Source organism: Macrococcus equipercicus (genome assembly GCF_004359525.2).
Classification (GTDB): domain Bacteria; phylum Bacillota; class Bacilli; order Staphylococcales; family Staphylococcaceae; genus Macrococcus; species Macrococcus equipercicus.
On the sequence record NZ_SCWC02000002.1, the window covers coordinates 1 to 22,538 of the forward strand.

The 22,538-nt window shown below is 43.5% G+C and carries 21 protein-coding genes and 1 pseudogene; 16 read left to right on the forward strand and 6 right to left on the reverse strand.

Annotated features, from left to right (window positions below; genetic code table 11):
- Window positions 1-177 precede the first annotated feature (177 nt).
- Window positions 178-438 (forward strand): autorepressor SdpR family transcription factor, encoded by a 261-nt coding sequence (locus ERX35_RS02535; RefSeq protein WP_149458355.1) that lies wholly within the window; start codon window positions 178-180, stop codon window positions 436-438.
- Between the two features lie 10 nt (window positions 439-448).
- Window positions 449-1,093, forward strand: a complete 645-nt coding sequence (locus ERX35_RS02540) for an SdpI family protein (protein ID WP_149458356.1) — start codon at window positions 449-451, stop codon at window positions 1,091-1,093.
- A 114-nt stretch (window positions 1,094-1,207) separates the two neighbouring features.
- On the opposite strand, the gene ERX35_RS02545 is transcribed toward ERX35_RS02540, so the two are convergent.
- A complete protein-coding gene (locus ERX35_RS02545; protein ID WP_149458357.1) occupies window positions 1,208-1,636 on the reverse strand; it encodes an NUDIX domain-containing protein in 429 nt (142 codons plus the stop codon).
- A gap of 287 nt (window positions 1,637-1,923) precedes the next feature.
- Between ERX35_RS02545 and ERX35_RS02550 the strand changes: the two genes are divergently transcribed.
- The 3 genes and pseudogenes from ERX35_RS02550 to ERX35_RS11565 form a co-directional block, all read left to right on the forward strand.
- Complete coding sequence (locus ERX35_RS02550; protein WP_149458358.1) at window positions 1,924-2,694, forward strand: abortive infection system antitoxin AbiGi family protein; 771 nt, start codon at window positions 1,924-1,926, stop codon at window positions 2,692-2,694.
- Window positions 2,694-3,953, forward strand: coding sequence for an abortive infection system toxin AbiGii family protein (locus ERX35_RS02555; protein ID WP_149458359.1), 1,260 nt, complete (start codon window positions 2,694-2,696; stop codon window positions 3,951-3,953). The genes ERX35_RS02550 and ERX35_RS02555 overlap by 1 nt, the downstream gene beginning before the upstream one ends.
- Before the next feature lie 160 nt (window positions 3,954-4,113).
- Window positions 4,114-4,221 (forward strand): annotated as a pseudogene (locus tag ERX35_RS11565) (hypothetical protein); the annotation flags it as partial.
- 64 nt (window positions 4,222-4,285) lie between these two features.
- Here ERX35_RS11565 and ERX35_RS02560 read toward each other — a convergent pair.
- Window positions 4,286-4,783 (reverse strand): universal stress protein, encoded by a 498-nt coding sequence (locus ERX35_RS02560; protein WP_149458360.1) that lies wholly within the window; start codon window positions 4,781-4,783, stop codon window positions 4,286-4,288.
- 133 nt (window positions 4,784-4,916) lie between these two features.
- Between ERX35_RS02560 and ald the strand changes: the two genes are divergently transcribed.
- Window positions 4,917-6,029, forward strand: a complete 1,113-nt coding sequence (gene ald, locus ERX35_RS02565) for an alanine dehydrogenase (protein WP_149458361.1) — start codon at window positions 4,917-4,919, stop codon at window positions 6,027-6,029.
- Between the two features lie 48 nt (window positions 6,030-6,077).
- Here the strand turns inward: ald and ERX35_RS02570 are convergent, their stop codons facing one another.
- Complete coding sequence (locus tag ERX35_RS02570) at window positions 6,078-6,704, reverse strand: copper homeostasis protein CutC (RefSeq protein WP_149458362.1); 627 nt, start codon at window positions 6,702-6,704, stop codon at window positions 6,078-6,080.
- On the reverse strand, window positions 6,701-7,756 hold the full coding sequence (locus ERX35_RS02575; protein ID WP_149458363.1) for a M24 family metallopeptidase: 1,056 nt from the start codon (window positions 7,754-7,756) through the stop codon (window positions 6,701-6,703). The genes ERX35_RS02570 and ERX35_RS02575 overlap by 4 nt, the downstream gene beginning before the upstream one ends.
- Before the next feature lie 94 nt (window positions 7,757-7,850).
- On the opposite strand from ERX35_RS02575, the gene ERX35_RS02580 reads away from it, so the two are divergent.
- Window positions 7,851-8,534: a metal-dependent hydrolase gene (locus tag ERX35_RS02580; RefSeq protein WP_149458364.1), complete on the forward strand. Its 684-nt coding sequence runs from the start codon at window positions 7,851-7,853 to the stop codon at window positions 8,532-8,534.
- A 60-nt stretch (window positions 8,535-8,594) separates the two neighbouring features.
- Window positions 8,595-9,890, forward strand: a complete 1,296-nt coding sequence (locus ERX35_RS02585) for a DRTGG domain-containing protein (RefSeq protein WP_149458365.1) — start codon at window positions 8,595-8,597, stop codon at window positions 9,888-9,890.
- 12 nt (window positions 9,891-9,902) lie between these two features.
- On the opposite strand, the gene ERX35_RS02590 is transcribed toward ERX35_RS02585, so the two are convergent.
- A complete protein-coding gene (locus tag ERX35_RS02590; protein ID WP_149458366.1) occupies window positions 9,903-10,253 on the reverse strand; it encodes a YtpI family protein in 351 nt (116 codons plus the stop codon).
- Between the two features lie 68 nt (window positions 10,254-10,321).
- Between ERX35_RS02590 and ERX35_RS02595 the strand changes: the two genes are divergently transcribed.
- The 8 genes from ERX35_RS02595 (at window position 10,322) to pyk (ending at window position 20,983) form a co-directional block, all read left to right on the forward strand.
- Window positions 10,322-11,263, forward strand: coding sequence for a DHH family phosphoesterase (locus ERX35_RS02595; RefSeq protein WP_149458367.1), 942 nt, complete (start codon window positions 10,322-10,324; stop codon window positions 11,261-11,263).
- A gap of 12 nt (window positions 11,264-11,275) precedes the next feature.
- Window positions 11,276-14,392 carry a DNA polymerase III subunit alpha gene (locus ERX35_RS02600; protein WP_149458368.1) on the forward strand — a complete coding sequence of 1,039 codons (3,117 nt, stop codon included), beginning with the start codon at window positions 11,276-11,278 and terminating at the stop codon, window positions 14,390-14,392.
- 179 nt (window positions 14,393-14,571) lie between these two features.
- On the forward strand, window positions 14,572-15,801 hold the full coding sequence (ystJ, locus tag ERX35_RS02605; protein WP_149458833.1) for an NADP-dependent malic enzyme: 1,230 nt from the start codon (window positions 14,572-14,574) through the stop codon (window positions 15,799-15,801).
- Window positions 15,802-15,814: 13 nt separating this feature from the next.
- Window positions 15,815-16,237: a FadR/GntR family transcriptional regulator gene (locus tag ERX35_RS02610; protein ID WP_246143104.1), complete on the forward strand. Its 423-nt coding sequence runs from the start codon at window positions 15,815-15,817 to the stop codon at window positions 16,235-16,237.
- Window positions 16,230-17,105 (forward strand): acetyl-CoA carboxylase, carboxyltransferase subunit beta, encoded by an 876-nt coding sequence (gene accD / locus ERX35_RS02615; RefSeq protein ID WP_149458369.1) that lies wholly within the window; start codon window positions 16,230-16,232, stop codon window positions 17,103-17,105. The genes ERX35_RS02610 and accD overlap by 8 nt, the downstream gene beginning before the upstream one ends.
- Window positions 17,089-18,036 (forward strand): acetyl-CoA carboxylase carboxyltransferase subunit alpha, encoded by a 948-nt coding sequence (locus ERX35_RS02620; protein ID WP_149458370.1) that lies wholly within the window; start codon window positions 17,089-17,091, stop codon window positions 18,034-18,036. Before accD ends, ERX35_RS02620 begins: the two co-directional genes overlap by 17 nt.
- A 183-nt stretch (window positions 18,037-18,219) precedes the next feature.
- Entirely contained in the window at window positions 18,220-19,179 is a 960-nt protein-coding gene (pfkA, locus tag ERX35_RS02625) for a 6-phosphofructokinase (protein WP_149458371.1), read from the forward strand.
- Between the two features lie 46 nt (window positions 19,180-19,225).
- On the forward strand, window positions 19,226-20,983 hold the full coding sequence (gene pyk, locus ERX35_RS02630; RefSeq protein WP_149458372.1) for a pyruvate kinase: 1,758 nt from the start codon (window positions 19,226-19,228) through the stop codon (window positions 20,981-20,983).
- 47 nt (window positions 20,984-21,030) lie between these two features.
- Here pyk and ERX35_RS02635 read toward each other — a convergent pair whose 3' ends face one another.
- A complete protein-coding gene (locus ERX35_RS02635; RefSeq protein ID WP_149458373.1) occupies window positions 21,031-22,413 on the reverse strand; it encodes an amino acid permease in 1,383 nt (460 codons plus the stop codon).
- Between the last annotated feature and the right edge of the window lie 125 nt (window positions 22,414-22,538).

Here is a 22,538-nt window from a genome sequence, read left to right on the forward strand (position 1 = left end):
ACTTAATTAAAATTATGTTACATTATTATTGAAAGATGAACTTTACTAAAAGAAAAAATTTATGAACATTCAATTCTTTTATATTTTAAACTACTCAAAATAAATTCCTATTGAATTTTATTTAATATAATGTTAGTATTTAATTAATTACTTAAATACTAAATTAAGGAGAAATATGTGAAAGATTTATTTAAAGCACTTTCTGATTCAACTAGGAGAGAGATTCTTGATTTGTTACAAGAACATGGGGAAATGACTGCAGGTGAAATTCATGATTCATTTGACGTAAGTAAGTCAAACATTTCTCAACATCTAAAAATATTAAGCCATGCAGATTTGGTCTATTCTAGAAAAGTAGGTCAATACGTCTACTACAATATCAATGTATCCGTATTCGAAGAAATCGTGCATTGGGTACTAAAATTTAAAGAAAAGTAGGAGATTTATTATGAGCAAAACACTATTTGAGAAAACTAAGTTATCACTGATTATCATATTATGTAGCATTTTATACTGGATCTATATGATCCCATCACTACCTGATTCTATCCCTATGCAAGTAGAAGATGATGGTTCTGTTATATGGTCTGCAAATAAATATATTGCAGCTTTATTGACGATAGTTATTATGACTATAATATATTTAATTATGCTATATAAACCTAAGTACAAAAATATGGATAAAGGAAGAAGAGATGCTTATGAAAATGTATATAGCATTATCATCAACTTAGTAATATTTCTAGTATTTGTGGCTATTTTAATAGTGATATTTAATGCTAATGGATTTTCTTTTGATATGAATAGGTTGATACTTCTAATAACCGGAACATTATTAATTGTAATAGGTAATTATTATCAAAAAATCCCTTTTAATTCTCCTATAGGTATTAAAACGCCATGGATAGTTAGTAGTAGTAAAATTTGGAGTAAAACACATCGTACAGCCTCAATTGTGTTTTTATTACTAGGTTTTGTGATTTTTCTATCAGGTTTGATATATCCATCATTAGAAAAGTATGTATTCATTATAATAGTGATTGGTTTCTTAATTCCTCTGCTGTACTCTTTCTATCTAACTCATCAGGATTAATAGCTAATAATTTATAGAAGGTCTTCTTATATTTTGTAAGAAGACCTTCTATATTGATTTAAGACGTTTCCAAGTAACATAATTACCATTGCGTTACTTTAATTAGATGATTATTTATTTTAGGTATTCTTTAATTAAGTATAAGTGATGTTCGTGATAAAGATGTTTTTCTAAATGGTTAAAACTTACCCAACGCATTTCTTCTTTTTCGATCGGATCTGCTACTTTTTTTAATAGTTTACTTGCATATAATATTCCGATATTGTGTTGAGAATCATTAGGATATTTAGCTGACACCCAATGCTTTTCTGCTTCACCGATAAATTCTATAATTTGAACTTCATAACCAGTTTCTTCAACACTTTCTCTCAGTAGTGCAAGTTCAGGTGATTCATTTTCTTCAATGCCACCTCCAACTAAAAATAAATATCCATCAGAGTCTTCTACACACAAAAATTCTCCATGTTCATTCTGAATAACTGCATAAGCACCAGTTCTTTTCCAGTAATTCAAGTCGTGATTACGTTTCCCAAAAGTCTTCATATCAACACCCCTTATTGAAAATATTATACGAACAATAATTATAGCATTGTACTCATTTAAAATAGGTGTAAGTAAGCAGAAAAAAGCTCAAATCACATGTTTAATTTGAAAGTACTCTAAATAAACTGTTTTTGTTTTTTTGTTGAAAATAATTATTAATGAACATGAAAAGTGTTGTAAAATTAAATCACGATAGACATAAGGATATTAGTATGAAAAAAGAATGATTAAGTATGTATTTCATATAAAATTAGCTGAAAAATTTGAGAAATGGAGTAAACAGTTAGATGGATAATAAGCAGTATTATGATTCAATTTCAAGTAGTTCACTTAATGCGAATATGTTAATTAAATATATGAAAAAATTTGAATATTTGAGAGAAAGTTTGGAAAATTTAGCTTTGAGTCCAAGATTTAGTGAAGAAAACTATAAATATATGGGACTTAGTTTTAATGGTAAAGAAATTAAAAAGTTACAAGTGCCTATGGTCTGTTTTTGTGATATAGGTTTCTCAAGAATAGATAATCATGTTAAAGAATATGGATTTTATGGTATAGCATTAACAAAAGAATGGGGTTTAAAAAATAATATTACTCCTATACACTATGTTATTAGAAATTGCGATATTACAAATGAATTAAAAAAAGTTTCAAATTTAGCAAATTCATTAGGTTATAATGAACTTTACAGCTATGTATTTAATTACTGTTTTTACTCTAAAGAAATAGTAGGAAGTCAAAATGGTGAAATAAGGCTATTCAGTGACGAACAAGAATGGAGATTTATACCTAAATTATCTAAAAAATTTACGACTATCAAACAATTTTATATCGCTGATGAAGCAGAATATAATTTTAATCACTTAAGTGATGCAATGAAAGAAATAGATGAATTACAATTAAAATTTACAATAGATGATATAAAATATATAGTTGTCCCTGATCAAACAGAATATAAGAAAATAATAGAAGTTATTAAAGAAATTAATATTACAGATGAAGAAAAAATATTACTTTATACAAAAATAAGGAAAATAGAGGAAAGTGAGGATTATTAATGGAACTAGACCTTGAAGAAATCTTATCAAATGAAAATTCTTATCCAGAAGAATTAGAAGAGTTCTATACTAAGAAAGTTAAGGAGGAGTCATTAACAACAGATATAGATAATGTAAATTTTAAATATAAGTTTGATAAACAATTAGAGTCATTAGTACCAGCCGATGTTGAAAAAATTAATTTTAAATTTACTAAACCTGAAGATTTTCCAGAAGATATTCATTCATTAGATGACTTTGAAAAATATTTATATAACTCTCAGATATATCTATCATTGGATAATAATAACTTAAAAACTTTTAGAGTAAATGATCTTGAGATTCCAATAAACAAATATATGATTAGTAAAAATGGTACAGAACAAGATATTAAAATGATAGTAAAAGCACAAAATTTCGAGGAAGATGATAATCATATCATTGAAATAGGTTCTAAAAGTTTTACGTTAAATAGAGTACCGAATAATAGTAAAGAAGAAAAAAAGTATGAATATAAAAGTGATATTCAAATAATATCTATTTTAATAAGACCTAATGAAATTGATTTTTCATTTGTAAGTAAAATGGAGGGAAAACTTGCTATCGATGAAGTGTTAGATGGATTTATAAGTCAAGAAGAAGTTATGAATAAAAATGTGAGAATGAATAATGTTAATATAAAAGAATATGTTGAACTGAAATCAGCGGCTACTGAAGAGCAAAAAAATACAGTTACAAGTAGGGTGAATTTTTGGAATAAAGTTAAAGAATTAGAAGAATTACTAGTGCATCATAAAATTTTAAATAATCAAAAATTCAAAATTAATTTTCCTATTTCTAAAGAAGACGCAGAAATGGTTGAGCATCTTCTTATATCATTAGTTTTGAATCTGCCTATTAAATATAATTATAAAAATTCAACTTTAACTCTAAAAAATAATACAGAAGAAACATTAAAGCAAAAAGAAATTTTTGAGGCTTATTCTAAAAAAGGTAATCTTATGGCTATTGGTGGATATACTAATAAAGACATAAATCTTTTTGATTGTAATTTTTCTTTAAATGAATGGTATAAAATATTAAATGTAAAAATTAATAAAGTTATTAGTAATAGTCAAGAAGAAATAGAATTAAAAATTGAAAAATCTAAAGAGAAGAATAGCTATATATTGAATAAATATTTTATAGAAGACATTAAGGATGAAGAAAAAATTGAAAACTTTAATAATAATCAAGAAATAGAATCGTTCGAGATAGTTCGAGAGGAATTATTTAAATGACAAATTTCTATTTTTTACTGTTAATAAGGTTTGTCTATAGTCAGTGGCTATTGTAATCAACTACACACTTAATAATTGATTAAATTCTTGACTGTAATCAATACTATAAGCTACTATTTGAGAGTAAATTCTTTATAGTTGTCTCTAAAATATTGATTTAGAAGCATTCATCAACTATCCACATTCACCGGTTAAAGTTATGGTCATTCCGACTGACGAAGAAGTCATGATTGCTCGTGACGTCATGGAATTCGGTCACTTAGCATAATTCATCAATCATTTAATAAAGAGCGCGGGACATCACCTTCAAGTGATGCCCCGCGCTCTTTTTGTTACTTCGCCTGCTGCATGAATTCATCTGTCGCAATTTCCGGTTCGAAATTATCCGGTAAAATCTCAGTTCGGATGACCAGCACGTCACATTCGGCGTGTCTGACAATGGCTTCAGAGACAGAACCGATGATGAAGCGTTCGACGGCATTCAAACCTGTAGAACCACACATGATCAAGTCGACGCCGAGTTTTTTAGCAATTTTCTTAGGGATGATTGTCTTCGGAGAACCGTATTCAGTATAAGTCTCAATTTTAGTGACACCGCGCTCCATAGCTGCATTTTTGTAACCGTCAAGCAGTGAGCTACTGAAGCTTGCGGCACGCTCAGAGATGGAACGGTCATATGCTTCGACGCTTGCATAGCTTCTAGTGTCAATGACGTTGATGATGGAGAGTTTGGCGTCATTACGTTTTGCAACTTCAACAGCTTTATTGAATGCCCATTCCGCTTCACTGGAACCGTCGACTGCAATTAAGATGTTTTTGTACTGTAACATAAAAGTCCCTCCTGAATCGTTCTTTACTACACTTTTATTATAACACAAATTATGGCAGTGCTATAATAAATGGTTGCGTTTTCAAAATGAAATGTTACTATGAATGTGAACCATATTAAGGAGGCAGAACAACATGAAAATTGGTGTACCTAAGGAAATCAAGAATAATGAAAACCGTGTGGCATTGACACCGGCAGGCGTCTATTCATTAGTGGAAAGCGGTCATGAAGTGGTTGTCGAGACAGCGGCTGGCATGGGTTCATTCTTTACCGATGAAGACTATGTTAAAGCAGGCGGTCAAATTGCAGCTACTGCTGAAGAAGCATGGAATGCTGACATGGTCATGAAAGTAAAGGAACCGCTGGCATCTGAATACGGCTTCTTCAAAGAAGGGTTAATTCTGTTTACTTACCTCCACCTTGCACCGGAGCCGGAACTGACAAAAGCACTGCTGGACAACAAAGTAGTGGGCATCGCCTATGAAACAGTGCAGCTGGACAATGGCTTCCTGCCGCTGTTATCACCGATGAGCGAAGTAGCTGGACGTATGGCGACACAGCTCGGCGCGCAGTACTTACAACGAACAAACGGCGGTAAAGGTATTCTGCTTGCGGGTGTCCCAGGCGTCCACAAAGGGAAAGTGACGATTATCGGCGGCGGCCAGGCAGGCATGAATGCTGCGAAGATGGCCGTAGGTCTTGGCGCAGAAGTAACCATCCTTGACTTAAATCCAAATCGACTGCAGCAGCTGGATGACCTGTTCGGTAACAGCGTGCAGACGTTGATGTCTACACCGTTTAATATCGATGAAAGCGTGAAAGAGAGTGACCTTGTGATCGGTGCGGTGTTGATTCCAGGTGCTAAAGCGCCGAAGCTCGTCACAGAAGAAGTCGTCAAAGGTATGAAACCGGGTTCTGTGGTCATCGATATTGCGATTGACCAAGGTGGTATTTTTGAAACGACAGACCGCATTACCACTCATGATGATCCAACTTACATGAAATATGATGTTGTTCATTATGCAGTAGCGAACATGCCGGGTGCTGTCCCAAGAACGTCAACAATGGCACTGAACAATGCGACTATTCCTTATGCGCTGCAGATTGCCAACAAAGGTTATGTCGAAGCCGTCAAGCAGAACCCGGCACTGTATAAAGGGCTCAACACATTGAATGGTTTTGTCACATTTGAAGCGGTAGCAAAAGACCAGGGGCTTGAGTACCGCGAAGCAAAAACATTATTATAATATAATAAAGAAGCAGGACCTCAGCGGAGATCCTGCTTCTTTTGTTGTCTAGACGATTTTCGTGCCGTGAACTTCCTGGAACGGAATCTGACTGATGAGCTGCTCCACATTATCCTTAGTCAGACTGCCGCCAGGCATGATCTCTAGTCTGCCTTTTGAATAGACGAGCAGGCGGGCAAGCTGACTGATATTATCAAGTATGGAAGTCGCAGCATCAGCCGAGCCGTGTGTCAGCAGGCGGATGACACCGAGTTCAATCAACTGGTCCATCGCTTTCAGCTGCTGATGCTTAGGAATATGGTCATATGCCATATGCATGACGAACGGGATATGTGTGACACTCATCAGTTTCTGGAGGGTCAGTACATCCAGCGAGCTGTCCGCTGTCAGTGCGCCGCACACAAAGTAGTCTGCACCGAGCTTTGTATATTCGATGATGTCCTGCCGCATCACTTCCTGTTCGAATACATCATAAGTGAAAGTGCCGCGCGGTCTGATCATGACGGCGACTTCGACATTCATATGATGACAGTAGTCGACGGCGCATTTGACCATGCCGTAGCTCGGCGTCGTGCCGCCGACATTCATATTGGCGCAAAGTTCGATACGGTCAGCCCCGCGGTTGACCGCAGCAACCACTTCAGGGAACGTTTCAACGACTGCTTCCCTGATCATTTCGGATAACGCGTCAGCACTTCGCAGCCGTCTTTTGTGACGACGAGATCATCTTCGACACGGACACCGACTTCTCCTTCAACATAAATTCCGGGTTCAATCGTGAAGACCATGCCTTCCTTGAAGCAGTCATCATTTGCTGACGAAATGTCAGGGAACTCATGGACGCTGATGCCGAGGCCGTGGCCGAGGCGGTGAGGAAACTGGTCGCCGTAGCCCTGCTCTGTAATATAGCTGCGGGCCGCGTCATCGCAGTCTGCAATACGGACGCCGGGTTTGACGAGTTGGATGGCGCGGTTGTTTGCTTCTGTGACAATGGCATGGATTGTGTCGTGAAGCGGTGCTGTTTCACCGAAAGCGACTGTTCTTGTGATGTCTGAGCAGTAGCCGTTATAGACAACTCCTAAGTCAAACAATACATATTCTCCATTTTTCAGTGTGCGGCTGCCCGGTGTCCCGTGAGGAAGCGCTGCATGGTCGCCGAACAATACCATCGTGTCAAAGCTCATTGCCGTGATACCGTCGATCTTCAGCATCGCGGCTTCAATGTGACGCACGACTTCTATCTCACTGATTCCTTCTGTCAGCGCCTGGACACCGATTTCCACTGCCTGGTCAGCATAGCGTGCAGCGGCCTTCAAGATGTCAAGCTCAGCTGCAGATTTGATGTTCCGCAAGTCTTTGATTGTCTGGTCGATGCTGACGTAGCCGTCCATATTGAAATAGGATTTCAGTTCCTCGAGCCGCTTCACTGATAGATGCTCGCTTTCAAACCCTATGTTCTTGAATGAGAAGGCACTGAGCGTGTACGGGTTTTCGGTGTCAAGATAACCGATGACTGTACCGGTGAATACGGCTTCAGCTGCCGGCACTTCCATTTTAGGGACGAACAGTGTCAGTGCATCTTCAGTGATCAACAGGGCGAGCAGCCGTTCATGAGGATTGGACAGAAACCCTGTCAAGTAGTTGATGTTCTCCGGATTAGTAATCCATAACGCATCCAGTCTCCCGTTCAGCAGTTGTCTGAGGTAGTTGATTTTTTCAATTTGCATAATGATCTCCTTTCAATATCTGTCATGTACAATCATATCAAATAGACCGGTGTTCATGTATAATAAAGTTATATTATCAAGGGGAGTGTTATTAATGGAAGTTATCTATCATGGCCAGTCCTGCATTACATTTGAAGCGAATGGACAGCATGTCATCGTCGATCCATTCATTACTGGAAACCCGTTATCGGATTTAAAGGCGGACGAAGTTGAAGCGGACTTTATTGTGCTGACACATGCTCATGGTGACCATTTAGGAGACACCGTCGCTATCGCGAAGCGCACGGGGGCTACTGTGATCGCCCTGCCGGAGACGATTCACTATTTGAGCACTAAAGGCGTGGAGAACGGGCGTCCGATGAATATCGGCGGCAACTGTGAGTTTGCTTTCGGTAAAGTGAAGTTCGTGCAGGCCTTTCACAGCAATTCATTCACTGAAGAAGACGGCACGATTATTTATTTAGGCATGCCGTGCGGACTCATCTTCACTATAGACGGACAGGTGATTTATCATGCCGGCGATACAGGATTATTCTCTGATATGGCGCTCATCGCACAACGTCATCCGGTTGACCTCTGCTTCGTACCTATTGGTGATAACTTCACGATGGGAATTGATGATGCGAGCTACGCAGTGAACGAGCTGATCAAGCCGCGGATTGCTGTGCCGATTCATTATGATACATTTGAACTGATCAAGCAGGACCCTGAGGAATTCAAAGCACAGGTGAAAACACGGGTCGACATACTGAAGCCCGGTGAAGCAGTAGTATTATAGTTGATGAACAAATAACAGGGCGTTGAGCCCTGGTTAATGAATGTAGTTTGAGGTGACAGCATGACAAAGCACGAGCAGATTATTGCACATATTGAAGGGTTGAAGATCGGCAGCAAGATTTCTGTCAGACAAGTCGCCAAAGATTTAAAAGTATCAGAAGGAACGGCTTACCGGGCAATCAAAGATGCCGAGAACAGAGGGATTGTGTCGACGATAGAACGCGTCGGTACAGTGAGAATCGAGAAGAAGACACGTGAGACCATCGATAATCTGACATTTGCTGAAATCGTCAAAATTATCGACGGCCAGGTGCTCGGTGGCAGAAGCGGACTGCATAAATCACTTGCCAAGTTCGCTATCGGCGCAATGGAAGAGAAAGATGTAGCGAAATATCTCGGGGCGAATACGCTGCTTATCGTCGGTAACCGGCCGAACGTCCAGCAGATCGCCCTTGAAAAGGATACTGCAGTCTTGATCACCGGCGGCTTTGAAGCGGATGAATCCATCCGGCAGCTGGCTGATGCGAAAGGACTGCCTATCCTCTCATCTACTTATGACACGTTTACAGTCGCCAACATGATCAACCGCGCGATCTACGACCAGCTGATTAAACAGGAAGTACTGTCTGTCGCAGAGATTTTGATTGCCGCTGACAAGACGAGCGTACTTTATGACAGCGATACAGTGCGTGACTGGAAGGAATTATCCGTGTCATCCGGGCATACCCGCTTTCCCGTGCTGGATGAGCAGCAGAAAGTATGCGGCATTGTCACACATAAAGATATTATCGACCAGGACAACAGTGTCAAGATTAAGAAGCTGATGACTAAAAACCCGATTACTGTATCAGAGAATTCAACAGTTGCTGCATGCGCCCATATTATGATCTGGGAAGGCATTGAACTTCTGCCGGTCATCTCAAGACAGCACAAGCTGACTGGGATCGTCACGCGTGAAGATGTGCTGCTGGCGATGCAGTCAGCAGACCGTCAGCCGCAGATCGGGCACACAATCAATGACCAGGTGCTGAAATATATGCGCTTTGAAGGCAATGCTATCACTGTCAGAATGACGCCTCAAATGTCGAGCAACCTCGGCACGGTCAGTAAATCGGTATTTGTCGCCATTATTGAAGAAGCAACGAAGCATGCGATGAAGCGCGAACGTAAGCGTGAGATTCTCATTGAAAGTCTGAACATTTATTTTCTGAAGACTGTGCCTATCGATTCGGAACTGTCGGTCGTGCTGCTGCAGCTGGATTCCGGCCGGAAGTTTGCGAAGCTGGAAGTGGATATATGCACCAAGCAGGAAACAGTCGCGAAGGCCATGCTGATGTGTCAGCTGATTGAAGCATAAAAAAAGAAAGCCTTAAGCTTTCTTGTCTTTGTCGAGTTCTGCCCAAGCTCGATCTTCCTCATCAAAATACTGTTCAAAGTAGCGGCCTGCTTTAATACCATAATTGATATTGGCGAGTCCGAAAACAATCAGCACTGCACAGATGATATAAGTCACAGCGCTTGAGAACAGCAGGAGCTGATTGCCGGCAAAAGCAATCATAAAGATGCCGAACATCATTCTGCCGCGCGCCCGGTGCCATGCACGTCTCACGTCGCGGTTTGTACGGAAATATTTAGCGAACTGATACAGTGAAAGCATGAAGGTGATGATCATAATCAATACAGTCACTGAAATAATATAAGGAAAAACTGTCTGCCACATAACGAACGACCTCCAACTGCATTATAGCAATGACGATAAAAACTGTAAAACGATATTTAGGAGATATTATGGATAACCAACAAATCAAGATACTGCAGAATATGCTGAATTTATATGATACGATCATCATTCACCGTCACGTCCGCCCGGATCCTGACGCACTAGGCTCACAGCTTGGACTGAAAACAGCGCTCCACAAAATGTGGCCGCGTAAAAAAGTGCTGGCCGTCGGTGATATGCCTGACAGCCTTCAGTTTTTCGGCGGCATGGATCAAGTGACGCCCGAGGACTATGAAGAGGCACTGGTTATCGTACTTGACACCGGCAATGCACCCCGCATCGATGGGGAGCATTATCAAGCAGGCAAATATTTGATTAAGATTGACCATCACCCGCCGGTCGACCAGTACGGGGAACTGAACATTGTCGATACGAAGTCGTCATCAACGAGTGAGATGATCTATGAGATTTTATTGTTATGCGGCTACGGCGAGGATTATATTACCCAGGAGGTCGCTAAATACCTCTACTTAGGAATTGTAGGGGACACCGGAAGATTCCTCTTTAATAACACGACGCCGCGCACGATGGAGATTACCTCAAAGCTGCTGAAATATAATATCAATCATACGACGCTGCTGAACCAAATGGGTGAACGGCCGCTGAAGAGCATTCATTTCCAGGGCTACGTGCTGCAGCACTTCAGCTATGAAGACCATGTCGGCTTTATTTTTATCACGCAGGATGTGCTGGAGCAGTTTGATATCACAGCATCTGATGCTGCGCTCTTCGTCAACAGTATGAGTGATGTGGCAGGCATTGAAGCATGGGTGTTCGCAGTGGATGAAGGAGATCAGATCAGAGCGCGCATCCGCAGCAAGCGCGCAGTCATCAATGAGCTGGCAGCCCGCTATAACGGCGGCGGCCACCCGCTGGCGAGCGGTGCCACGGTCTACAGCAGAGAAGCGTTTGAGCAGCTGGTGCGTGAGCTGAAAGAGACAGTGAAGTAAAGGAGAGAGCGTATGGTCGTCCAGCTGAATATTCATAGTTGCTATGACTTATTGCAGTCCACGATAAGAATTAAAGAGCTTGCAGCAGCAGCGAAGGCAGATGGCCAGCACGCTCTCGCCTTAACGGATACGCATGTGTTGTTTGGTGTCCAGGCGTTTTATGAGACGTGCATAGCAGAGCAGATTAAGCCGATCATCGGCATGACGGTTCACTTGACTGACGGTAGTCATGAATTTGATGCGGTCATTCTTGCAAAGAACCAGACCGGCTATGATAATCTGCTGAAGCTGTCTTCGAAGATTCAGTTGAAGGGACTCACGACTGTGCCGCTGACGCTGTTTGACAGCTATCGTCAGCAGACCGTCGTTATTTTCAAGCAACTGCCTGCTGCCCTCAGTCATCTTGTGGATGATGAGAGCTACGCCTGCCATCTGTCAGCAGTGGCTGATGACAAGAAAGTCTATTTAGCGGCTGTACGTTATATGAAGCCGTCCGGTCTCAAAGACTTGACGGTCCTGCAGGCGATTGACAGCAATGAAAAACTAATGCTTGAGTCCCTCGGTAACCGGACCGGCGATGACTATTTTAAGACATGTGAGCAGCTGGCAGCGCTTGACATCAACGAAGACTATATGGCGCGGACGGAAGAGATTGCGGCACTATGTCATGTGACGATTGAAGCGCTGCAAAAGCTGCCGAAATTTAAGACGCCTGACAACGAAACAAGCGATGATTATTTATGGTCGCTGATTGAGCACGGCCGTCAGAAAATCAAGCATTTCGATGAGCGCTACGAACAGCGCGTGCAGCACGAATATCGTATTATCACTCAAATGGGGTTCAGCGATTATTTCCTTATTGTCGGTGATTTAATCAACTATGCCAAATCCCAGCATATTCTTGTCGGACCGGGGCGTGGTTCTTCAGGCGGCTCACTCATCAGCTACCTGCTTAACATCACGATGATCGATCCGATTGAACACGGGCTGTTCTTTGAACGTTTTCTGAATCCTGAACGGGTGACTATGCCTGATATTGACATCGACTTTGAAGATACAAGGCGCGAAGAAGTCATTCGTTACTGCATCGATAAATACGGTGCTTTCAATGTGAGTGGTATCGTCACTTTCGGCCATCTGCTGGCCCGGGCTGTCATGCGTGACGTCGGACGGATACTGCAGTTCAGTGATGACGACTTGAAGTATGTATCCCATCTTATGCCGAAGAAGCTTGGCCTGACACTTAATGATGCTTATCAGCTTGATGACTTCAAGGCCTTTGTCAATAAGGATGACCGCCATCAGCAGTGGTTTGAGATTGCCTGTCAGCTGGAAGGGCTGCCGCGTCATACATCAACTCATGCAGCAGGCATCATCATCCATGACCAGCTATTGACAGACTACGTCCCGCTGCTGCCGGGGGACGGCATCAACTTGACGCAGTGGACAATGACGGAAGTAGAACGGCTCGGCCTGCTGAAGATCGATTTTCTCGGTCTCCGCAACTTGACGATTATTCAGCGCGTGCTGAATCAGGCGGGCATTAAATTGACGACAGATACTATCCGCTATGATGATCAAGACGTCTTCCGCGGCCTGTCAGCTGCTGATACGAGCGGTGTCTTCCAGTTGGAGTCAGAAGGCATGAGAAATGTTTTAAGACGGCTTCAGCCGGAGAGTTTTGAAGATATCGTTGCCGTGCTTAGTCTCTACAGGCCGGGACCGATGGAGCAGATTCCGCTCTATATCGACAGACGTCACGGAGCACCGGTCACTTATCTTCATCCTGACCTTGAACCGATTCTCGGTAAAACATACGGCGTCATCATCTACCAGGAGCAGATTATGCAGATCGCGAGCCGGTTTGCGGGGTTCTCGTTAGGTGAAGCGGATAATTTAAGGCGGGCGATGAGCAAGAAGAAGCGCGATGTCCTTGAAGCGGAGAAGCAGCACTTCATCGCAGGCAGTGAGACAAACGGCTACGACCGGGAGACGGCAGAACAGATCTATCAGCTGATTCTGAAGTTTGCGGATTACGGGTTTCCGAGAGCACATGCTGTAGCTTACAGCCAGATCGCCTATATAATGATGTATTTGAAAGTCCATTACCCGGCCTTTTTCTATGCCGCTATTATGAGTAATGTCATCGGCAGCGAGGATAAGACGGCAGCCTTTATCAGCGAGCTGAAAACTAAGAACATCCCTTATACGAAGCCGTCCATCAATAGCTCCCACTGGTTTGTTCGAGCAGTCGACGGTTCTGTCGTACTGTCACTCGGCATGATCAAAGGAATCGGTTATAGAACAGTGATGGACATTATTGACGAACGGAAAAATGGTCCGTTTACTGACTTGTATGATGTAATCCATCGCCTGCCGGCAAAAACTGTGACACGGCCGGTGCTTGAAGCATTGATTTTAACAGGGGCGTTTGATGAGTTTGAGCTGAACCGGGCCACACTGCTTGCCTCGCTCGACGAGGCATTGAATACAGGCGGCCGGACGGAAGGTGATCATTTCCTGGAAGACCTCGGCTTCAGTCTGAAGAAGAAGTACCGGCATCACGAGGAGATGACAGAAGAGCAGCAGGCGGCTTTAGAATTTGACCATCTCGGCTTCTTTCTGTCAGAGCATCCGGTTGAGAAATTGTTCAGCGCCCATCTCTATCTGCCGCTCTACCAGATTCAGCAGGCAGCGGCGGGCCGCTATATACTGGCAGCAGTCAGCGCAGTGCGGCGAATCCGGACGAAGAAAGGACAGCCCATGGCGTTCGCAAAAGTAATGGACGGGGTGAAGGAACTGGAGCTTGTCATCTTCCCTGATGTCTTTAAGACAGTTGAAGCGGTTCTGCAGAAAAATGCAGTCGTCGTCATCAAGGGCAAGTTCGATAAAGAAAAGCTCATTGTTGACATGGTGCAGTCGTTCGATTCGTTCAAGACACATTACATGAATCAGCTGAAGGAAATATATGTGCTGAAAAAGCCTGAATTACCACTCGGACAAGGTCCGATCAAGCTGTTTGAATATTCGATGGCAACCGGGACCAGCGAGCAGCTCGCGATGATCGATAAAACGACCGCAGGACAGCTGCTGGAAACTTATCCGCCGGAAATGATACGGGTGATTTAACCTTTTATATGGCGGGTCTTTATGATATAGTAGTCCGTAGTGGTCAGACCACTACGGCTATTTTTGATGACTGCTGAAATGAGGTGCCGGGTGACCCGGATAAGATGCTGTCAGCAGCTGTTCAATTGGTTGTATAATCTAATGACCGATACAAAGCTGAAGTCGAAAGGATGAAGAAATTGTCACTGAAAGATGATGCATTATATTTACATAGAGTCAAGCAGGGCAAGCTTGAAATCAAATCCAAAGTTACCGTGAGAAATGGCGCCGATCTGTCACTCGCTTATTCTCCGGGTGTGGCAGAGCCATGCAAAGCAATCTTTGAAGATGAGAGAAAAGTATTCGATTATACAATGAAAGGTAACACAGTAGCCGTAGTCACTGACGGAACAGCAGTGCTTGGTCTCGGCAATATCGGGGCTGAGGCAAGTCTGCCGGTTATGGAAGGTAAGGCAGTACTATTCAAAGGATTTGCCGGCGTTGACGCATTTCCGATTGCACTGAAAACGACGGATGTAGATACAATCGTTGAGACGGTGAAGCTGCTTGAACCGAACTTCGGCGGCGTTAACTTGGAAGACATTTCAGCGCCGCGCTGTTTTGAGATTGAGACGCGTCTGAAGAAGGAGACGAATATCCCTGTCTTCCATGACGATCAGCACGGGACAGCGATTGTCACAGTGGCGGGTCTGCTGAACGCCTTGAAGTTGACAGGACGTACGCTTGCCGATATTAAAGTCGTATTGAACGGCGCAGGCGCAGCAGGTATCGCCATTGTCAAACTGCTGTACAGCTACGGTGTAAGAAACATGGTGATGTGTGATTCACGCGGTGCGATTTTTGAAGGACGCAGCTACGGCATGAATCCGACGAAAGATGAAGTCGCTCAGTGGACGAATAAGGACAAAGTAGAAGGGTCACTGCATGATGTGATTAACGGCGCTGATGTCTTCATCGGTGTATCTGTTGAAGGCGCGCTGACTGAAGAGATGGTCAGAACGATGGCGACAGACCCGATCATCTTTGCGATGGCGAATCCAAATCCTGAGATCATGCCTGACAAAGCGATCGCAGCGGGTGCTAAAGTGGTCGGGACGGGACGCTCTGATTTTCCGAACCAGGTCAACAATGTACTGGCTTTCCCTGGTATTTTCCGCGGTGCATTAGATGTCCGCGCGACACATATCAATGAAGACATGAAGCGTGCTGCTGTTGAAGCGATCGCTCAGCTGATCAGTGACGATGAACTTAAACCAGATTATGTCATTCCGGGCCCGTTTGATAAACGCGTCGCGCCGAGCGTAGCAAAAGCAGTCGCAACAGCGGCCATGGAATCAGGCGTCAGCCGTATTAAAGTCAATCCTGATGATGTCGAGAACAAGACTTACGACCTGTCGGATTTAGAATAAGAGGTGGAAGACCTTGACTGAAAAGCAGCAGAAAGGATTCGTCTCTGTTGTTCATGAACTGCAGGAAATTATAATGGATAACCATTTATCACCAGGAGACAAGCTGCCTTCTGAGCGCTATTTAAGTGAGAAACTGAATATCAGCAGGTCCAGTGTCAGAGAAGCGCTGCGGGCAATGGAACTGATTGGTATCATTTCGACAAAAAGAGGAGAAGGAACTTTTCTCTCCAATATGGACGACCATCAATTATTTGAACTCATCGGCAGCTACTTGATCTCATCGGATAAGCAGATCAATGAAATTACAGAGTTCAAGAAAGTGATAGAGCATCATTTGACTGAGACGGGTTCGGATAACTTCATCATGACCCGGGTCGGTAATTTGCTGAGGCATTATGAACGTGCCTTTAATGAGCAGGAGGATACAGATGTTTAAAGATATTTTTAAGCGGTCAAGCAATAAGAAGAAAAAATATGTTGTCGTTCAGAATATGAAGGACACTGATGTCCCTGAAGGTATTATGACTAAGTGTCCGAAGTGCAAAAAAATCATGTATACGAAGGAACTGAGAAAGAACTTAAATGTGTGTACGAACTGTGATTATCATCTGGCATTGACAGCTCATGAGCGCATTCAAGTGATTGTCGACAAAGGCAGCTTCAAAGAGTTTGATGCCGGCATGACGTCTGCCAATCCGCTTGATTTCCCGGACTATCTTGAGAAACTTGAGAAAGATAAGAAAAAGACAGAGCTGAATGAAGCCATTGTGACCGGGATAGGAGAAATTGACGGCATGCCGCTTGGTATTTGTGTGATGGACTCCAGATTCCGTATGGGCTCGATGGGCTCTGTTGTCGGTGAGAAAATATGCCGCATCATTGACCATTGTACAGAGCACAGACTGCCGTTCGTCATTTTCACAGCAAGCGGCGGTGCACGGATGCAGGAAGGGATTCTGTCACTCATGCAGATGGCAAAGACAAGCGTGGCGATCAAGCGTCACAGCGACCAGGGTCTGTTATATATTTCCTATATGACGCATCCGACAACAGGCGGCGTCAGCGCGAGCTTTGCTTCTGTCGGTGATATCAATCTGGCTGAGCCGGAGAGCCTGATCGGCTTTGCCGGCAGACGCATCATCGAACAGACGATCGGCGAGAAGCTTCCTGATGACTTCCAGACTGCTGAATTTCTGCTTGAGCACGGACAGCTCGATAAAGTTGTGCACCGTAAAAATATGCGGGACATTCTGAAGCAGCTTCTATTAATGCATGGAGGTAAATCCAATGGTACTTCAATTTGAGAAACCACTTGTCAAACTGGACAATAAAATAAAAGACCTCGAAAAATATATGGTGAATAAAAATGTGGACCTGACAGGTGAAATCAGCCAGCTGCAGCAGGAACGCCATGAAAAATTTGTCGAGATCTATGCTAACTTGACGCCATGGCAGCGTGTGCAGATCGCACGGCTGGGAGAGCGTCCGACGTCCCTTGATTACATCATGGAAATCTTTGATGAGTTCATTGAACTTCATGGTGACAGAACGTTCAGAGATGACCCGGCACTGATCGGCGGCATCGGACTGTACAAAGGGATGCCGGTTACAGTTATCGGCCATCAGCGCGGTAAAGATACAAAGGACAACATTTACCGTAACTTCGGTATGGCGCATCCTGAAGGCTACCGTAAAGCACTGCGGCTTATGAAACAGGCGGAGAAGTTCAACCGTCCGGTCATCTGCTTCATCGATACGAAAGGCGCTTATCCAGGGAAAGCAGCTGAAGAGCGCGGACAGAGCGAATCCATCGCCCGCAACTTAGTGGAAATGGCAGGCCTTAAAGTACCGGTCATCTCCATTGTCATCGGCGAAGGAGGAAGCGGCGGCGCACTTGGTCTCGGCGTCTGCAACCACTTACTCATGCTTGAGAACTCCACTTATTCCGTCATCTCTCCTGAAGGTGCGGCAGCGCTGCTCTGGAAAGACAGCGCGCAAGCTCAGCGTGCAGCTGAATCGATGAAAATCACAGGTCCTGACCTATTGGAACTGGGCGTTGTCGACTATTTGATTGAAGAAGTGCTCGGCGGTGCACATCAGGACGTCAAACAGCAGAGCCGGCTGATTAATCAGCAGCTCGAGCAGTCATTAAGCGAGCTGCGCGAACTCAGCGCAGACCAGCTGCTTGACCAGCGCTATAACAAATATCGCACTATCGGCCAGTTTGAAGAATAATATGAAGAAGTTTACCGGTGCTCGTCTGCATTTTAATGAATGATGAGGGCGCCGGTAAGCTTCTTTCATTATTGCGGACCATAAAACGTTTACATAGCGTGAATACACCTCTTTTAATGGAATAACCCTTTATTTTATGGTAATTTAATAGTAAATATGAACTTTAAAGTGAGGACTTTTTCTATGAAAAAAATAGCAGTATTGACAAGCGGTGGCGACTCACCGGGAATGAACGCTGCCGTTCGTGCAGTCGTAAGAAAAGCGTTGTTCCATGATGTGGAAGTTTATGGTGTCTACCAAGGATACCTCGGTCTGCTGAACAACAATATTAAACCGATGGAGCGCGGTTCTGTAGGAGATAAGATTCAGCGCGGCGGTACATTTCTTCAATCAGCTAGATGTCCGGAATTTAAAGATAGAGAAGTCCGGCAGCGCGGGATTGATAATCTTAACGCGCTTGGCATTGAAGGGCTGGTTGTCGTCGGTGGCGACGGCAGTTATAGAGGAGCGCAGCGGTTAAGTGAAGAAGGCATCAAAACAATCGGTATTCCAGGCACTATCGACAATGATATTAATGGGACAGATTTTACGATCGGCTTTGATACGGCACTTAATACGATCATCGATGCTATCGATAAAATCCGTGATACGGCGTCAAGTCATGAGCGGACGTTCATCGTTGAAGTGATGGGACGCGACGCAGGTGATCTCGCGCTCTGGTCTGCGCTGGCAGGCGGTGCTGAGACTGTGCTTGTTCCTGAGCATAAGAAAGATATCAAGGAAGTCGCTGACAAAATCCAGCAGGGGATTGAACGCGGCAAGAAACATTCCATCATCATCGTCGCTGAAGGCGTGATGACTGGAGAGGAGTGTGCTGACCAGCTCAAGAAGTATATCAATGTTGATACACGTGTCTCTGTGCTGGGTCATATGCAGCGCGGCGGCTCACCATCAGGCGTGGACCGCGTACTGGCATCACGCTTAGGCGCTTACGCTGTCGAACTGCTGATGGCAGGTGAATCCGGACTTGCAGTCGGCATTCAGAACAACAAGCTGACTAAGACGAAATTCGAAGATATTTTCTCCACGCAGCACGTCCTTGACGAAAGAATGTATCGACTGACGAATGAACTTTCGATTTAAATATGCAGCATCATTAAAATAACTAATTGACGGAGGCTCATGACCCATGAGAAAAACTAAGATCGTATGTACGATAGGACCTGCTTCAGAAGCACCGGAAATGCTGGAACAGCTGATCGAAGCAGGAATGAATGTAGCGCGTTTGAACTTCTCACACGGCAGCCACGAAGAACATGCAGCACGGATTGCCAATATCCGGCAAGCAGCACATAAACTGAATAAGACAGTAGCTATTCTGCTCGATACTAAAGGACCTGAAATCCGTACACATAATATGGAGAACGGCAGAATCGAACTGACAAAAGGCTCCACTGTAGCGGTCAATATGTCTGAAGTGACAGGAACGCCGGAAGAATTCTCTGTGACATACAGCCAGCTGATTGATGATGTTCATGTCGGCTCCACTATTCTTCTTGACGATGGGCTGATTGAACTTAATGTGAAAGCAATCAACCACGATGAAGGGAAAATCATCTGTGATGTCATCAATGCCGGTGAACTGAAAAACAAAAAAGGTGTCAATGTACCGGGCGTTAAAGTCAATCTGCCGGGAATCACTGATAAAGATGCTGAAGATATTAAATTCGGTATTGAACAGAAAGTCGACTTCATTGCGGCATCATTTGTCAGACGGGCATCAGACGTGCTTGAAATCAGAAAGATTCTAGAAGAACGTCAATGTGACTTCATCCACATCATTCCGAAGATTGAGAATGAAGAAGGCATAGAAAATATCGACCAAATTCTTGTTGTATCAGATGGTCTGATGGTAGCGCGCGGGGATATGGGTGTCGAAATCCCGGCAGAAAAAGTGCCGTTAGTGCAAAAAGACTTAATCAGAAAATGTAATGCATTAGGTAAGCCGGTCATTACAGCAACACAGATGCTTGATTCTATGCAGCGTAATCCGCGTTGTACAAGAGCGGAAGCAAGTGACGTTGCGAATGCCATCTATGACGGTTCTGACGCTGTCATGCTGTCCGGGGAGACAGCAGCAGGGCTTTATCCGGTGGAATCTGTCCGCACAATGCACAATATCGCGTATGCGGCAGAAGAAGCACAGGATTACAAGAAACTGCTGAGCGACCGCACTAAAATGACAGAAACAACGATGGTCAACGCAATCGGTGTGTCTGTTGCTCATACGGCACTCAACTTGAATGTGCAGACGATAGTCGCAGCAACAGAAAGCGGGCATACAGCGACTACTATCTCTAAATACCGTCCTCATGCCCATATCGTTGCAGTGACACCTTATGAAGAGACAGCGAGACATATGGCGCTTGTCTGGGGCGTACTGCCGTTAGTGAAAGAAGGTAGAAAAACGACTGATCAATTGCTGAACGGTGCGGCAGAAGCTGCGATTGAAACAGGGACAGTTGACAATGGTGACTTGATCATCATTACTGCCGGCGTTCCGACCGGCGAAGCAGGTACGACAAACTTAATGCAGATTCAGCTTGTGGGCGATGAACTGGCAACTGGACAAGGTATCGGTCGTGATTCAGCAGTCGGTCGTGTCGTTGCTGTTAAAGAAGCGGATGAACTAGAAGGTAAAGACTTATCATCTGCTATCATCGTCACACAGTCTACAGACGCTGATATGGTGCCTTATATCGAACAGGCACTGGCAATCGTCACAGAAGAAGGTGGATTGACAAGTCATGCCGCAGTCGTCGGTCTGACATTAGGTAAACCAACTATCGTAGGTGTAGACAATATTTTCAGCAGGCTGGATAACGATACATTAGTCACAGTCGATGCGGCACATAACAAAGTGTATGCCGGTCACGCAAAAGTATAGCAAAAAATGAGCCGCCTCATATGCGGCTCATTTTTTATGTTTAATAATTAGTGGCTTCTGCGCGTCTGCACACGGTACATGATGAACAGAATAACAAACCATAATGGTGTCCAATATAAGGCAACTCTTGTATCAGGTGCCAGGAAGAGCAGTGCGAATACAAAGACGAAGAAAAGCAGTATGATGACTGCTGAGAACATTCCGCCCGGCATCTTGAACTTAGAAGCTGTATGCTTCTCAGGATTGCGTTTTAAGTATACCATGTAGGAAATGATGATCAGTGACCAGACAACGATGAAAAACACAGTTGATAGTGTAGTGACAAGTGTGAACACTTGTGATGCATTCGGAATGAAATAATTCAGCAGCACTGAAATTAACAGCAGTGCACTTGAGAAGATAACAGCGTTGGCAGGAACACCCTGCTTGTTTGTCTTTTCAAAGAAACCTGTATCTTTAGAGTAATTTTTGCTCAGTCCGAACAGCATACGGCTGTTTGAGAAAATACCGCTGTTACATGATGACGATGCAGACGTAATAACAACGAAGTTGATCAGACTTGCCGCAAAGACGATACCGATCAGCTTGAATAATTCAACGAACGGGCTGAGCTGCGGATCAATGCTATTCCACGGTGTGATTGATATGATCACAGCTAACGCACCGATATAGAACAGTAGAATACGAATCGGTACATTGTTGATTGCTTTTGGAATCGTCTTGTGAGGATCCTGCGTCTCACCTGCTGTCACACCGATCAGTTCGATACCGACGAAGCTGAAGACTGCCATCTGGAAGCTGAGCAGGAATCCTTTAATGCCGTTCGGGAAGAAACCGCCGTGTGACCATATATTGGATAAGGAAGCATGGCCGAACGGCGTTTTAAATCTAATGATGATCAGCACAATGCCGACAACGATTAAAGCCACAATAGTGACGACTTTAATGATGGCAAACCAGAACTCGAGCTCACCGAACATTTTAGCGGTCAGCAAGTTGAGTACGGAGAGAACGACAATTGTAATCAGCGCGGAGATCCATGTCGGAAAATCCGGCCACCAGAAATTGATGTACTGAGCGACCGCGGTCACTTCAGCCATACCTGTCACAATCCAGCAGAACCAGTAAGTCCAGCCGGTCACATAACCTGCAAAGTCACCTAAGTAATCTTTGGCGATATCTGTGAAAGAGTGGTAATTAGTATTGGAGAGCAGCATTTCTCCGAGCGCGCGCATGAACAGAAATAAAAACAGGCCGATAATTGCATAAGTCAATAATATAGATGGGCCGGCCAGATGGATGGTCTTTCCGGCACCGAGAAATAATCCAGTCCCGATGGCGCCGCCGATTGCAATTAACTGAATATGTCGATTGGACAAAGTTCGCTGTAAATCATTATGCTCATGTTCTAATGGTTGATTTTCTTTCATTTTAATCCTCTTTTCATTGTTAGACTAAACTTATTATGATATTAACTATATAAAAATTCAAACTATTTATTAAAATAAGAAAGATTTAATGTATATGCATGATTATCTCCCATATTTGCATCATA

Bases quoted from the DNA above. Each gene is read 5' to 3' on its own strand.
- ERX35_RS02540 (WP_149458356.1), top strand. From the start codon at position 449: ATGAGCAAAACACTATTTGAGAAAACTAAGTTATCACTGATTATCATA.
- ERX35_RS02545 (WP_149458357.1), bottom strand. From the start codon at position 1,636: ATGAAGACTTTTGGGAAACGTAATCACGACTTGAATTACTGGAAAAGA.
- ERX35_RS02550 (WP_149458358.1), top strand. From the start codon at position 1,924: ATGGATAATAAGCAGTATTATGATTCAATTTCAAGTAGTTCACTTAAT.
- ERX35_RS02555 (WP_149458359.1), top strand. From the start codon at position 2,694: ATGGAACTAGACCTTGAAGAAATCTTATCAAATGAAAATTCTTATCCA.
- ERX35_RS02560 (WP_149458360.1), bottom strand. From the start codon at position 4,783: ATGTTACAGTACAAAAACATCTTAATTGCAGTCGACGGTTCCAGTGAA.
- ald (WP_149458361.1), top strand. From the start codon at position 4,917: ATGAAAATTGGTGTACCTAAGGAAATCAAGAATAATGAAAACCGTGTG.
- ERX35_RS02570 (WP_149458362.1), bottom strand. From the start codon at position 6,704: ATGATCAGGGAAGCAGTCGTTGAAACGTTCCCTGAAGTGGTTGCTGCG.
- ERX35_RS02575 (WP_149458363.1), bottom strand. From the start codon at position 7,756: ATGCAAATTGAAAAAATCAACTACCTCAGACAACTGCTGAACGGGAGA.
- ERX35_RS02580 (WP_149458364.1), top strand. From the start codon at position 7,851: ATGGAAGTTATCTATCATGGCCAGTCCTGCATTACATTTGAAGCGAAT.
- ERX35_RS02585 (WP_149458365.1), top strand. From the start codon at position 8,595: ATGACAAAGCACGAGCAGATTATTGCACATATTGAAGGGTTGAAGATC.
- ERX35_RS02590 (WP_149458366.1), bottom strand. From the start codon at position 10,253: ATGTGGCAGACAGTTTTTCCTTATATTATTTCAGTGACTGTATTGATT.
- ERX35_RS02595 (WP_149458367.1), top strand. From the start codon at position 10,322: ATGGATAACCAACAAATCAAGATACTGCAGAATATGCTGAATTTATAT.
- ERX35_RS02600 (WP_149458368.1), top strand. From the start codon at position 11,276: ATGGTCGTCCAGCTGAATATTCATAGTTGCTATGACTTATTGCAGTCC.
- accD (WP_149458369.1), top strand. From the start codon at position 16,230: ATGTTTAAAGATATTTTTAAGCGGTCAAGCAATAAGAAGAAAAAATAT.
- ERX35_RS02620 (WP_149458370.1), top strand. From the start codon at position 17,089: ATGGTACTTCAATTTGAGAAACCACTTGTCAAACTGGACAATAAAATA.
- pfkA (WP_149458371.1), top strand. From the start codon at position 18,220: ATGAAAAAAATAGCAGTATTGACAAGCGGTGGCGACTCACCGGGAATG.
- pyk (WP_149458372.1), top strand. From the start codon at position 19,226: ATGAGAAAAACTAAGATCGTATGTACGATAGGACCTGCTTCAGAAGCA.
- ERX35_RS02635 (WP_149458373.1), bottom strand. From the start codon at position 22,413: ATGAAAGAAAATCAACCATTAGAACATGAGCATAATGATTTACAGCGA.